Origin of the sequence: Paraburkholderia rhynchosiae (assembly GCF_002879865.1) — a bacterium.
Lineage (GTDB): Bacteria > Pseudomonadota > Gammaproteobacteria > Burkholderiales > Burkholderiaceae > Paraburkholderia > Paraburkholderia rhynchosiae.
Map to the genome: position 1 here is coordinate 22,567 of NZ_PNXY01000016.1, position 13,095 is coordinate 35,661.

Annotated in this window: 9 protein-coding genes and 4 pseudogenes; 8 read left to right on the forward strand and 5 right to left on the reverse strand. The window is 61.7% G+C overall.

The annotated features are described in order from the left end of the window. Positions 1-119 precede the first annotated feature (119 nt). From C0Z16_RS39485 to C0Z16_RS21805, 4 genes are read left to right on the forward strand one after another with little or no spacing between them, the layout of a single operon-like run. On the forward strand, positions 120-2,180 hold the full coding sequence (locus tag C0Z16_RS39485; RefSeq protein ID WP_102634168.1) for a PepSY domain-containing protein: 2,061 nt from the start codon (positions 120-122) through the stop codon (positions 2,178-2,180). A 51-nt stretch (positions 2,181-2,231) separates the two neighbouring features. Further along, positions 2,232-5,138 carry a TonB-dependent siderophore receptor gene (locus C0Z16_RS21795; RefSeq protein WP_244201305.1) on the forward strand — a complete coding sequence of 969 codons (2,907 nt, stop codon included), beginning with the start codon at positions 2,232-2,234 and terminating at the stop codon, positions 5,136-5,138. Between the two features lie 44 nt (positions 5,139-5,182). Continuing rightward, positions 5,183-5,977: a hypothetical protein gene (locus tag C0Z16_RS21800; RefSeq protein ID WP_102634170.1), complete on the forward strand. Its 795-nt coding sequence runs from the start codon at positions 5,183-5,185 to the stop codon at positions 5,975-5,977. 25 nt (positions 5,978-6,002) lie between these two features. Further along, positions 6,003-7,031, forward strand: coding sequence for an ABC transporter substrate-binding protein (locus C0Z16_RS21805; protein ID WP_102634171.1), 1,029 nt, complete (start codon positions 6,003-6,005; stop codon positions 7,029-7,031). A 151-nt stretch (positions 7,032-7,182) separates the two neighbouring features. On the opposite strand, the pseudogene C0Z16_RS39580 reads toward C0Z16_RS21805, so the two are convergent. Continuing rightward, positions 7,183-7,383 (reverse strand): annotated as a pseudogene (locus C0Z16_RS39580) (ATP-binding protein); the annotation flags it as partial. A gap of 2 nt (positions 7,384-7,385) precedes the next feature. On the opposite strand from C0Z16_RS39580, the gene C0Z16_RS38875 reads away from it, so the two are divergent. Further along, entirely contained in the window at positions 7,386-7,694 is a 309-nt protein-coding gene (locus tag C0Z16_RS38875) for a hypothetical protein (protein ID WP_244201306.1), read from the forward strand. Here the strand turns inward: C0Z16_RS38875 and C0Z16_RS38880 are convergent. Continuing rightward, positions 7,669-7,845, reverse strand: coding sequence for a hypothetical protein (locus C0Z16_RS38880; RefSeq protein ID WP_244201322.1), 177 nt, complete (start codon positions 7,843-7,845; stop codon positions 7,669-7,671). The two genes, C0Z16_RS38875 and C0Z16_RS38880, sit on opposite strands and share 26 nt — an antisense overlap. Before the next feature lie 197 nt (positions 7,846-8,042). On the opposite strand from C0Z16_RS38880, the gene C0Z16_RS21815 reads away from it, so the two are divergent. Then, entirely contained in the window at positions 8,043-8,315 is a 273-nt protein-coding gene (locus tag C0Z16_RS21815; protein WP_102634172.1) for a hypothetical protein, read from the forward strand. Positions 8,316-8,951: 636 nt separating this feature from the next. Here the strand turns inward: C0Z16_RS21815 and C0Z16_RS38885 are convergent. Further along, a complete protein-coding gene (locus C0Z16_RS38885) occupies positions 8,952-9,866 on the reverse strand; it encodes a tyrosine-type recombinase/integrase (protein ID WP_407070693.1) in 915 nt (304 codons plus the stop codon). Beyond that, positions 9,846-10,096: pseudogene (locus C0Z16_RS39585) on the reverse strand (Arm DNA-binding domain-containing protein); the annotation flags it as partial. The gene C0Z16_RS38885 and the pseudogene C0Z16_RS39585, both read right to left, overlap by 21 nt. 284 nt (positions 10,097-10,380) lie before the next feature. Between C0Z16_RS39585 and C0Z16_RS38895 the strand changes: the two are divergent. Next, positions 10,381-10,578 (forward strand): annotated as a pseudogene (locus tag C0Z16_RS38895) (HTH-type transcriptional regulator ArgP); the annotation flags it as partial. Between the two features lie 1,282 nt (positions 10,579-11,860). Here the strand turns inward: C0Z16_RS38895 and C0Z16_RS21830 are convergent. Further along, positions 11,861-12,289, reverse strand: a complete 429-nt coding sequence (locus tag C0Z16_RS21830; RefSeq protein WP_102634173.1) for a UTRA domain-containing protein — start codon at positions 12,287-12,289, stop codon at positions 11,861-11,863. 116 nt (positions 12,290-12,405) lie between these two features. Between C0Z16_RS21830 and C0Z16_RS21835 the strand changes: the two are divergent. Further along, positions 12,406-12,612 (forward strand): annotated as a pseudogene (locus C0Z16_RS21835) (IS3 family transposase); the annotation flags it as partial. Positions 12,613-13,095: the final 483 nt, after the last annotated feature.

The window sequence follows — 13,095 nt, forward strand, 5'->3', positions numbered from 1 at the left end:
TGGGGCGATAAGTCACGCGCAACGAGTCGGGACTTACCCCGACTTTGCGCTGAATTCAGACTTCATTCAGGTTCGCCGACAAAGATGATGGACATCAACAGTCGTCGCCTGGGCAACCCATGAAACCCGCATTCCGTCCGATCGTCTTGCAGATCCATCGCTGGTGCGGCCTGACCGTCGGGGTCGTGATTCTCCTGATGGCGATCACGGGTGCATCCATCGTATTCCGCCCTGGCCTCGAGCCGGTGCTCAATCGCGATCTGCTGACAGTGCCGGCCTGCGCGGCGCGCGTACCGCTCGACACATTGACCGCGAATGCTGCCGCATCCCGGCCGTCGGCGACGCTGGACTACATTCGGCTGGTGGCCGGCAAGCACCAAGCGCCGCGCATGCCGTCCGCGATGGTGCGCTTCACCGATCAGGTGTTCGTCTACCTGAATCCATGCACCGGAGAGGTGTTGGGCGAGCGCTCGCGCTACGGTGGCCTGCTTGGCACGCTCGAGCAGATTCATCAGTTCCGCTTCATGAAGCACGGCAACCTGATTACCGGCACAAGCGCGCTACTATTCGGCATCCTGATGATCGGCGGCGGTATCGCACTGTGGTGGCCACGCTCACGTCACGGCTGGCGAGTCGGGTTCACGACCGGCTCCAGCGCGCGTGGACAGGCATTGACCTATCGGCTGCATCGGACGATCGGTGTCTATGCCAGCGCAATCCTGCTGCTGACGGTGCTGACCGGGCTGCCGTGGGCGTTCGACTGGTATGCGCACGGCATCTATGCGATCACCGGTTCACCGCGGCCCGCCAGTCCGCCGAGATCGGCCGCGCCCTCGAACGGCGCAAGGCGGCAAACGCTCGAAAGCTCCTGGCGCACCGCACAGGCGCTGTCGCCCGACCCGCAGGATGCGCTGCTGCACATCCCCGAAAAATCGCGTGACCCTGTAGAGATGTACCTGATCGATCGCGGGGCGCCGCATCCGAACGCACGCACGATGTTGTTCATCGACGCATACACGGGCCAGGTGTTGCGGTTCACTCCGTACTCCGGGAGCAGCGTCGGGCACAAGCTGTATTTCTGGGCGTTGTCGTGGCACACCGGCGCGATTGGCGGTGTGTTCGGGCAACTGCTGCTGCTGTTCGGCGCGCTGTGCGTTCCGATACTCGCCTACACGGGCATCCGGAACATGCTGCAACGCAGGCAGCGCCCGGTCGCGCGCGATGTGCGCCTCGTCCTGCGCGTCGCGAAGAAGACCATCGAGGCCGACGGTGTGTGTTCGTTCGAATTGAGGGACCCGGCGGGACGCAGACTGCCGCGGTTCGCGTGCGGCGCGCATATCGACGTGCGCCTTGGCGACGGTCTGGTCCGCCAATACTCGCTGTGCGGCGATCCACGCGAGCGGCGGCGCTACCTGATTGCCGTGCTGCGCGTGGCGGATTCGCGCGGCGGCTCAGCGGCCCTGCATGAGCGGGTTCACGCCGGCGATCTGCTGGAGATAGGCATGCCGGTCAATCAATTCGCGTTGGACGAGATGGCGCCGCGTTCGCTGCTGCTTGCGGGAGGGATCGGCATCACACCGATCCTCGGCATGGCGGAACGGCTCGCGCGTTGCCACGCGGACTTCGAGCTGCACTACTTCGGACGCTCGCGGTCGCGCGCGGCGTTCGTGCAACAGCTCATGCGAGCACCGTTCGCCAGCCGGGTGCAATTCCACTTCACCGATGAACGCTCCGGGCAGCGCTTCGACGTCGAGCGCCTGCTGGCCAGTCAGTCGCCGGGCACGCATCTGTATGTCTGCGGACCCGCCGGGTTCATCGATGCGGTGCTGTGCGCCGCGCGCAAACGCGGCTGGACGGAGCGGCAATTGCACTGGGAGCGCTTCGCGTCGAGTGCACCGAAGCCAAAGGCGCCGCATGCGTTCGACGTGCAGCTCGCCAGCACCGGCAAGGTATATCGGATTCCCGAACACAAGTCCGTCGCCGTGTCGCTGGCCGAACACGGCATCAGGATTCCGACGTCGTGCGAGCAGGGTGTCTGCGGCTCATGCGTGACGCGGGTGATTGCCGGTGAAGTCGAACACCTCGACTGCGTGCTGACCGCCGTGCAACGTGAACGGCACGGACATTTCACACCGTGCTGTTCGCGGGCGAAAGGCGGTCTGCTGGTGCTGGACATCTGATCCAGCGGTTGGATCAGGACGGATAATGCAAACAATCTGGAGGAGACCGTTGTGATCACAAGAACTATGGTGGCAATGGCCGTCATGGCGTTGTTTTCGCCGGCGCTCTACGCGCAGGCCGACGGCGCCCCGCGCGAGAATGCACTCGCGCCGCGGCTGGGACCGGCAAAGGATTATGTGCAGCAACTGGTGGACCGCACAATCGCGCTGCATCCGGAACTCGTCGAACTCGATATCCATATGCGCCCCCCCGGCGGCACGCAAAGCGTCATCGTCGCGGCCAGGTCCGCGAACCGGATCGGCAGGAAGTCGGACCCCGACGATCTCGACGTGATCAAGACCGGCACGCCGTTCGTGGAAGTTAACAAGCGAGCCGATCAGAACGTCGAAGTGCATCTGCCGCTGCTCGACGTCATGCGCAAGGTGATCGGCGAAGTCGAAGTGACCTTTCCGTATCCGCCGGGGTCCGGGCTCGGCAACGAGGCGTTGATCCGCGCGGGCGCACTCATCCGAGACGAGTTGAGCCGGCAGATCCGCTACGGGAATGAACTCTTCGATCCGGTGGCCACGGATACCGGCATCCCGGCGAATCCGTACGCGCAGACGCTTGTCGACGAGGTGATCCGCAAGCGCCGTGACGTGATGGTGCTGGCGATGCACGTGGCGCGCCCGGACGGCGACGGCGACTATCCGATCATCGCGTCGAACATCGGCCGCATCGGCAAGCCTGCCGATGCGGATGACCGGCGTGTGATCGAGACCGGCAACCCGCATCTTGAAGTCGGCCGCGAGGGCGATCGCCTGGAAGTTGAACTGCCGCTGCTGGACGCCGGTGGCGCGACTATCGGAGCGCTCGGCGTGGTAATGCCGTACCGTGTTAACGACGATCAGGCGGCGCTCGTGAAGAAAGCCGAGGCTATCCGCGATGAATTGCGAGGGCGGATCCCCGGTGTGGCAGCGTTGTACGAACCAAGGCGGCTCGTGCCGGCGACGTCGGTGATCACGGCGCGGCTCGACGAGGAGGCGCTAGGCAACAAGGAATCGCTGCCGATGACCAAGGAGGTGACAGGTGCCGGCACGCTGCAGAACGCGCAGGAAGGGGTGACCGACGCGGTCAAGAACCAGGCCGGCGTCGCGCCGACCAACTCGTCGGGTAGTCCTGCCGACGCGGCGAGCATTCGCGGCATCAAGGTCAACCTGTTCGCGAACTACCGGCTCAACGGCGGTCTGCCGACCGCAAACGTGATGTCGGTGCCCGCGGAGGACAAGCAGCGCGTGGAGACGCTGAAGGGCGCGAACGCGCTGATGTTCGGTGTTGCAAGCCCCGCCGGCATTCTCAATATGGTGACGAAGCGCGCGCCGATGGACAAGGACGTCGCGTCGGTGGCGCTGCTCGGCAACTCGTTCGGGCAGTTCGGTGCCGCGGCCGATGTCAGCCATCGGTTCGGCAGCGAACAGCAGTTCGGCCTGCGGGTGAACGCATCCGATACGCACCTCGAAAACGGTGTGCGGGGAGCGCAGGGGCGCGGCTGGTTCGGCAGCGTAGGCGCCGACTGGCGGGTCACCAACCGCCTGCATTTCCAGTTCGATGTGGAGAGCTATCGGAAGGAAGTCGTCGAACAAGGCAGCATCAGCTTGCCGACTGCAGTCAAAGGGCGCATCACGTTGCCGCGCGTGCCCGATCCGCGGAATCTGCTATCGGGCCCGTGGGCCGTTTTCTCGGCGAAGACGACGAACGTGCAAGGGCGGGTCGACTACGACATCGCGCCCGGCTGGAAGGCGCTCGTCGAAATCGGTCAGTCGGACTCGAATCGTTCGCGCTCGACAACCCGGATCGGCGGATACAACGTGTTCACCGGAGCGGGCGGAATCCCGACCGTCAGCGAGGTGACGCAGATCTACTTCAACAAGTACAAGCGGGCGGAGCTGCTGGGCCAATTCGCCACGGGTCCGCTGTCGCACGACATCACGTTCGGCGTGTCGCGCAGCGAGCGCATAGCCGAGACACCCGCACAAAACACAATCGTTTTGCCGGTGCGAGTCAACATCTTCGATCCCATCCCGTTGCCTACTCCGGTGCCTACCCGTCCTGACACGTCGCTGCCAAAGCAGGTCAACGCGGATACCGGCCTCTATACCTACGACATGATCGGCGTCGGGTCGAAATGGAAGTTGCTGCTCGGCTTCCGCGAGAGCCGGTCCTCATCGAACGACGGTGTGGTGTCGTCAGCGACCTGGGTCGGGTCTCCGGCATTCGGCATCCTCTACGATTTGCTGCCGACCACCACGCTGTTCGCCAGCTACATGAAAGGCATCGAGGATGGCGGCGTCGCCCCCGCAAACGCGAAGAACGCCTATCAGGTCCTTGCCCCGGCGGTGTCGACGCAGTACGAGTTCGGCGTTCGCGATAACTACTTCAAGTGGCTGCAGTTCAGTGCGTCCGTGTTTGACATCACGCGCGCGAACGCGGTGACCAATTCGACGACGCAGATTTTCGCGAACGACGGCACGATCGAATACCGGGGCGCAGAGGCGGTGCTTACGCAGGACATCTCGCGCCAGTGGTCGGTATCCGAAGCTGTCCAGTACCTGCACGCCGTCCAGAAACCGATGTTCGACATGTCGATCAGGGGCCGTACTCCGGAGAACACGCCGAAATGGATCGGCAACATCGCACTGACGCACCGTTCCCTCTGGCTCCCCGGCCTGTCGCTCACGGTGCGTGCATCGTTCATCACGAAGCGCCCGGTGAACCCGCAGAACCAGGGTTACCTCCCCGGTTACACCATCTACTCGCTCGGCGCCAGCTACGCGACCCGGATCGCGGGCAAACACGTCGACATCAGGGTGGCCGTCGATAACCTGTTCAACAAGCGTTATTGGAACTCGGTGCAGACCGGCACGCTTGGCACTGGAATGGACCGCAGCGTGCGGATGGTGGCCAAGATCGATTTCTGAAAAAACGCAGAGCCCTTTCCATGCCCAACCTTGACAGAACCATCATGAATCTTCTCTACATTCGGGCCATCGGCCGTGCCTTCTTCGTCGCCGTCGTACTGGCGGGCATGCTGCCCCCGAGCGCGGCTCGTGCGACCGGGCCGTCGGATAACGACGCGCTGTCGCTGATCATCACCTACCAGACCGCGCCCGCGAACCGGCCCGCGTTGCGCCACGAACTGGCGCAGTCGACCGCGCGCGAGCTCGCGCGCTGGAAGCACGACGGGCGAATCAGGCAATACAGCCTGCTGTTCAATCGCTACGCCGATTCAGACAACTGGGACGCGATGGCCTTGCTGACGTTCGCGACGCCCGACGACCTGTACCGCTGGCGTACGCTCGAGCAGGCGCAGCCCGCAGCGCTGTCCGGGAAGGCGCTCGCGGTGACGACTTCAATCCATACGACGCCGGTTGACACCAAACGCGCGGAGGCGCTCGACGCGAAGGCGGTGAATCCGGTCTACGTGGTCATCCCGTACAAGACACTGGTCTCAGCCGGCGACTACGAGAAGTACGCGGACGCCTATGTGATTCCGCAGTTCAAGGGATGGATGGACGAGGGCGTGCTGTCGAGCTATTCGCTTTATACGAGCCAGTTTCCGGCCGGCCGTCAGTGGACCGCGATGGTACTCCTGCAGTACAGGGACGAGGCGGCCCTCAGCGCGCGCGAGGCGGTGGTGGACAAAGTCCGCGAGCGCCTGATGCACAACCCTGAATGGAAAGCGATCAGCGACAGTAAGAAGAACGTGCGCACCGAAGAACAGGTGGTGATCGCCGATCCCATCGCCGTAAATCAATGAGCTGTCTGCTCGCAAGGAATATCCGATGAGAAAAATCGCACTTACGCTCGTTGCCGCTTGGCTGGTCGGCGGGCAGGCCACCGCCGCCGAACCGCCCACGCCCGCTGCCGATACGGCGCCGCAACGAATCGTCCTGCTCGTCGACGAGGTTAAGGCCATCCGCAATTTCCCGGTGGTGCTGGCGGAGCGTCTCGGCTATCTGAACGACGCCAGGACGACCGTAACCGTGATGAACATCCGGGACGACGTGTCGACCGTCGACATGCTGAAGGATGGGCGGGTCGACGCGGTGGTCGCCTACTACCATCACAGCGTGGTCAACCAGGCGCATGGCATCGATACGGAGGCAGTCGTCACGCTCGGCGTGACGCCGGGCGCGAAGGTGCTCGTCGCGAACCAGGCGAGGGAGAAATACCAGAGCGTGACAGACCTCAAGGGCGCGCGTTTCATTGCGGGCGGCGCCGGGTCGTCGAAGAGCACGGTCGCGAACGCGCTCGTGCTGGCGGGTGGTCACGCCATCGGCGATTACACGCGGCTCGGGACGGACGGCAAGGAGAAGAACATTGACGCGCTGCGTGACGGAACCGCCGATTTCGTCGTAGCGCCGACGCCAGACGGGGACGTTTACGAGTCGAAAGGCGTGGCCACGGTGTTTGCGGACCTGACGTCGGTCGACGGCACGCGCCGGAATCTGGGCACGCTGTTTCCGTCGAGCACGGTCTACATGTCGGGCGCACGCGTTCGGGCGCATCCGGAGATTGCGCGGCACCTGGCCGGCGCGTTCGTGCGCACGCTGCAGTACATCAATTCCCATTCCCCCGAGCAGCTCCTCGCTGTCATTCCGCCGGAGATCAGCGGCAAGGACCGCGCGGCTTATCTGAAGGTGTTGAAGGAGGAGATCCCGATGTTCGCGAACGACGGACGCATGCCGGACGACGGCGCGAGGAAGGAGTGGCAGGTGCTCGCCGCGGCGAATCCGGCTTACGGGTCGGTGAAGGTCGACCGGACCTACACCAATGCGTTCGTGGACGAAGCGCTGCGTACGCTGCACTGAGCAGAAGGGTTTGTTCGCGCGGGGGCGGCCGGTGTGGGGCTGCGTTTCGCCCGCGCGGCGCATACAGCGTGATGCTGCAGCCGGCCGCGAGGTCGTTGAAGCGTAGTGCCATCCCGTGCATCGTCGCGACGGCGACGGCGACGGCGACGGCGACGGCGACGGCGACGGCGACGGCGACGGCGACGCCGGCGGCGAGGCTGAGGCCAAGGCCGCTGCCGGCCGTATGCCTGCTCGTCTGCGCGCGATAGAACCGTCGCAGCACCGCCTGGCGCTCGTCGGGCGGGATTCCGGGGCCGTCGTCGGCGATCGTGATGCCGATACCGCCGTCGCGTTGCGAAACGACTGGATCGATACATGGCCGCGTTCCGGCGCGAACTTGATCGCACTGTCGATGAGATTGGCCAGCGCTTCGAACAGGAGGTCACGGTCTCCATGCAGTTCGAGCGGACCGTCCGCCGCCCGCTTGTAGTCGAGCGTGAGGCGCTTGTCTTCGGCGGTAGGTTCGCAGTGTTCGACGACGTCGTTCGTGACCGTGGCGAGATCCACGAGGGCGAAACTCTGTTGGCACGCGTGGGACTCGATCGCGGAAATGCGCAGCAGCGCATTGCATGTGTGCGGATGCTGCCCGCCGCGACGATCACGTCGTCGATGCCTGCTCGATAGTTCGCCTCGATCCGTGCCCGCGTGGGGCGCTCGACCCCGCGAGCAGGCGAGTGAGCGGCGCGCGCAAGTCGTGCGCGATCTCGTCGCATACGCCCTTGACGTCGCGCATCAGCCGCTTGATCTCGTCGAGCATGCCGTTGACGACGCGCACGAGCCGTCCGACGTCGCCCTAAGAATTCCTTAAATTTTTTAATGCAGATTTCAGATTGTGTTTATCCGGCGTCGCTATTGTTGGATCGTGGTTAGCAGTTCGGATCTCTGCCGTGCAAGCGCTCCCGCACCATCAGGAGCGTTCGCTGCCACCGGGTCAAGGCACGGTATATCCATTGCAGCCAAAGGAGAGCAGTCATGCGCGCCGCCGATAATTCCCTGCACTCGCTGGTCGACAAGTGGCTTGGCCTGGAACTGGCGAACCCCGTCCGCGTCATGCGCTTCGGGCACACGCCGGCGAACCGGCGGCGCTATGCACTCGTGGCGACGCGGCGCCCGACCGGCATGCTGTCGATGTTTTTCTTCCGCCATGACAATGGCGGGTGGTGCGTATTCCCGCCCGCCGAAGCGAGTCCCGCGATGCGCTTCGCCGCGCTATGCATGCCGCAGAGCTGCGATTGCAATGGATGATGACGAGTCTCACTGCAACGGCTGATCCGCGCAAAGTGTGCCGATCCAGGTAAGGATCGCCGTGACTGCGAGTCACGCCGGAACGACGCTAGTTCATGATTTGCGCCGCCGGTCTCACAATCGAGCTATACGGTGCTTCGGTTGGCAGTAAAAAAGAGAAGAAGAAACCGATGGTGATTGGCGTTCGCCGGTTCAGTGTCGTCCGCCCGCGCCGGATAATGGGCTTTGATCGGACCAGGTTGGAAACCACCTGACGGTACCGACGACGGTATCAACTGCCGTAAATCGTTTCGTGGGTAGCCCATCTCCATGATAATTTGACGAAGCGACATTCATTTCCGATGCGATCGGCCGAGAGCCGCTTAGTGCTGGCAGGATTTTTCGGTATCTGGCGGTATCATGGTCGCGCGAACTGGCGGAACCGCCGTCCGACAAGGGGCGCGGCCGCTGATTGACAATCGAGTGGGGAGCGTGGCCAAGGAGTGGGGGAAGGCGTTGAATGAATTGGGCGGTGCTCCAGGCGGCGATGGAGTCGCCGTCGCTCGGCTCAATTACGACTTCGTGTTGCAGAGCCGGTCAATGTAATCAGCCCACTCTTGCATAACGCGGCGACGGTCATCGTCGAACGTTGTCCTGTCATACGCCTTTTGCACGTCCCCTCGTTTTGCGTGCGCGAGTTGCGCCTCCAGAATGTCGATGCCTAGCCGCTCCCTCCGCCCGGTGCGTAGCATGCCGCGGAATCCGTGAGTTTGCATGCTTTCCCTGGAAGCCCAATTCGCGCAATGCTTTGCTTAGGGCATCCCGGTGCAAATGCGGCGTCTTCTGGCGCGCCGGTGAGGGGAACACGTAGTGTCCGCGGCCAGTCAGAGCCTCGAGCTCCTCGAGCAACTCAACCGCTTGCTTCGGCAGTGGCACGATGTGCTCGTGTTGCATCTTCATCCGGCCGGCCGGGACTTGCCATTCAGCCACATCGAGATCCATTTCGTCCCAAGATGCGGAAGCGACCACCCCGGGGCGCAGGCCGGTAAGCATGGTCAATTTCAGGGCAGCCCGTGTGATCGGCGACTTATAGGTGTTGATGGCTTGTACAAGCGGCGCGATCTCGGCGGGTTTCGTGATTGCCGGGATGTGGCCTTTCTTGTGCCGCGGAATCACACCGCGCAGCGACAGCGGAATACCGTCTTCTCTTGGACCGTGTTGTATTGCGTAGGTCACGATGCCGCCGACGTACTGGCGCGCTTTCGTGGCGAGGTTCGGCGCGTGCGCCGCAATTGTTTCCAGCACGGGTTTAACCTCGGGCGTAGCCAGCGTTGAGATCGGCTTATTGCCAAGCGCCGGACTCAGGTACTCGCGCACCACAAACGCGGCTTTCCGGTATGTCTCATCGGCCCACTCCTTGCGCTTGAATGCGAGCCACTTCTGAGCCACAAGCGGAAACGCGCTTTCGGCTGCGCGCTTGCGCGCCGCTGTTTCGGCTCTCCGGTGCTCGACGGGATCGGTGCCTTCGCGGACGAGGTTGCGCGCGATGGTGGCTGCTTTACGTGCATCCACGAGCGAGACCTCAGGGTAGGGCCGAGGCTGAGGAAGTTTTCTTTGCCAGTGCCCGGTCGTCGATATCGCAACAGCCATGTTCGGGTACCGTTTGGCCGGACCCTCAGTGCAAGACCATTTCCGTCAGCGAGCAAGTAAGGTTGCGCGCGGCTTGGCGGCGCGGAAGACCAATTCCGACTTCGAATCGACGCGTCTGGGCATGGAAAAGCCCCCGAATCTGGTATACGCAACAGTATACGTAAAAATGATCGACGTCAGCGGAACGTAACGGAAACTGCAGGCAACAAAAAACCCCGTAAGACGTTGATCTTACGGGGTTTCTCGGACTACTTCGGCTTTCGCCGGAACATCTATTGGTGCCCAGGAGAGGACCATAATTTCCGGCGCAATCGTTTGATCTTTAATGGTATTTTTACCATATCGACCCTTCAGTGTACTTATTGATGTACTCATCAGTCGATGGCTCAAAAAATATTGCTGCCTGTCGCGCCGGAACGACACTGGACTGCGGTTCCCCGCAATGCAGGCCGGCCCACTGATCAGTGGCGGCAGACTGGTTGCGCTCGCCCCCGGGCACGACCTGATGATCGATCTTTACTGGCATCACTGGGAGCAGGAGCCCGAGCCGCTCGCGACAATGAGTGGACTGGTCATGGCAGCGGCGCGACGGAGCCTGGTTCAGCCGGTGCCAAGGCACGCATGCACCAGTTGACGGGGCGTTGCGACTCGCCGCGGCGATGCTTGCAGTCGACTCTTCCGGTCGCGGTTATCACGCGGCTCGTCGCCGGCATTTTTTTCACGGAGCCAGCAGACGCGAACATGATGGTCGTGGCGCCGTCTGCGGTCGTCTGATCCAGGCAGTGGCGTCGCTGCGGCAACCGGACCAACAGCAGCGTTGTGGGGCTCGGCGGGGGCTGGCTTGTCGACCGTTTCAGTGCCGGAACGGTCTTTCAAACAGTGACGCACAATGTACCGCCAAGGCGTCGTCAATCTGGCGATCAGGAGCTAACCGATATCGCGCGGCGCCGAACAATGTCAGTATTAGTTACGAGTTTGCCGCCAATTTTGACGTCAACTGCGCCTTCGTCCATCGGCGCTTTCGGCCTCCTCACGGACATCGTCACTCTTGGTCACGCCCAGGACCTTCGTGATTCGCAAGGCTGCGGCTTGTAACGTCGGTACGAGCAGGGGGATGTCTTCGCGCGACTTTCGCCCTCGGTGCAGAAATGCCCGCTGCGCCAACGAAACCGTTAGCGAACTCCAGGTCGTTGGTCGCATCGCCCTGCGTGCGAGCCATATCGATTTCCTGTCCTAAACGATCTGGGTTGACGATTGTGTAAGGAGCAATTGGTTTCCGACGACCCGCTCAACATATAAGCGTTGAGTTGCTTCTGATCTACGTTGGCGATGAGCACTCGGCCGCTCGACTTGCCGTGCAAAGGCGCAAATTGAGCGTCAGATGTGAATCGCCGATTGCACTACCGACGTAAGCCACCCCTCATCGGTGCATAACGTCAACACTCACGGTTTCCGAAATGCGCCTTGCAGGTTCCCTGAAAAGTGCGTGGACGTGGCTGTGCGAAGACGAAGTAACGAGCGACTACGTTGGTCGGGAGTTCCAGCAATCGGACCAACCTGATAGCGCCCGCGTTCGATGCTGTGATCAAGAAAGCCGAGTTTCTCGAGCAGGTGCACGGGAGGGGAGCCGCCGTCTTCGGGATGCCGAGTGCAGTGATGATATCGGTGGTCGATAACATCCGTATGAGGATATCGAAGCGTACGGCTTTGCTCCCTAACACGCCGATTAGAAGCGATCAGAATCGACGCTCGGGTCATTCCACATCAGGTTCAGCACCTGTAGGTGGTAGTTCCAGTGAACCGTGACGAACCGCGCATCGAATTCAAGCACGGACAAGGACCGAACTCTCGCCGAGATTTCGATGCCATTCAACCCAGTCCACGAGCGGCGATGCAACGATATGGAGGCTTGCGTTTCAAGGGAAATCCACAGTACACGCGAGCCTGTCAAACGGCGCCTGGAGAACACCATAAACAGTAATCCCTGGGTCGCTCGTGACCATTCGATATAGCCGCCGTAGCATGGGATAACCATTCGGGATGCCGAATATTTCTTCCACTTCGGCGGAGGCGGGAGCAGCGTCAATGACTAGATGGGTTTTGGTCACATGAATCGAGTGCCTGACCAGGGCATCTACGACGAAGCGCTCTCCAAACTCATCCACAACTTCGTTACCGATATCCGGAGAAAGATAGGTCGTGTCGTGCATGATCGGCGCATCATCCATCCAAATCGTTTTTCGGACGCACAGCATCACCTGATCAGGAGGGGCAATTGTGCTCAGCGTTGGATCCGATATTTTTTCTCTCGTCACCGACACAGAACGTATGCTGGTGTCGTCCAAGGATGTCCACCAAGGAGATCCATCGTTGCCTGAAGCGCTATATCGTCAGGGAGTTGTATCCGCTCATCCTGGCTGACCTGGCCGATTCGACGCGTGCCGCTTGACATAGGAGCGTCAATGCGCCGACCGAAAGTCTGTGGGGTTCGCTGAAGGTAGCACGTATGCACGGCAGGCACTTCGCCACGCGGCGAGCCGCAATGGATGAGGTAATTGATTGGCTGGGCTTTTACAATGCACGCCGGTTACACTCGACACTCGACTACGTCAGCCCCATGACATTCGAGAAGAACTGGTTCGCGGCTCAGCAAGGTGAAGCCGCATAATTCGCTTGGTTAAGGGATTCGTCAAACAGGGGCAAGGTCAGAGAAATCGAAGCCGCTAACGCCCGAGTACGCCCGCGAGCTGGAAGTATGGACGTGCGCCTGGTACGACGAAGCCGTTGCAGCGAATTTCGTGCGCCCGCCGTATCACCCTGACGCGACGAACATCAAACGTCTCCAGGGCTACTTCCACGCCGGCCTGGCGCCGGCTGAAGCCGCAGCGGCATGCTTCGGAAGGAATCACTGAACGGTGTCGTCATCGCGTCTCCGCTGGGCAAGGATGGTCCTGCGGAAGGCACACAACGATCCGATCCGCGGAGGCAACACACGTCATTGCATTGCCACAACGCACACGAATATCATCAGCTACCGTATGGATTAAATTCGAAATACTTCTTTGCGATTCTAGAACAAGTCCCATCAGCCAGCATTCCCTCAATAGCTTTATTTATTCTATTTTCCAGATCAACGTCACTCTTTCTCAAA

What these genes read in the sequence shown, in the direction of transcription:
- C0Z16_RS21805 (WP_102634171.1), top strand. Translation starts at nt 6,003, where the DNA reads ATGAGAAAAATCGCACTTACGCTCGTTGCCGCTTGGCTGGTCGGCGGG.
- C0Z16_RS38875 (WP_244201306.1), top strand. Translation starts at nt 7,386, where the DNA reads ATGGCCGCGTTCCGGCGCGAACTTGATCGCACTGTCGATGAGATTGGC.
- C0Z16_RS21815 (WP_102634172.1), top strand. Translation starts at nt 8,043, where the DNA reads ATGCGCGCCGCCGATAATTCCCTGCACTCGCTGGTCGACAAGTGGCTT.
- C0Z16_RS39485 (WP_102634168.1), top strand. Translation starts at nt 120, where the DNA reads ATGAAACCCGCATTCCGTCCGATCGTCTTGCAGATCCATCGCTGGTGC.
- C0Z16_RS21800 (WP_102634170.1), top strand. Translation starts at nt 5,183, where the DNA reads ATGAATCTTCTCTACATTCGGGCCATCGGCCGTGCCTTCTTCGTCGCC.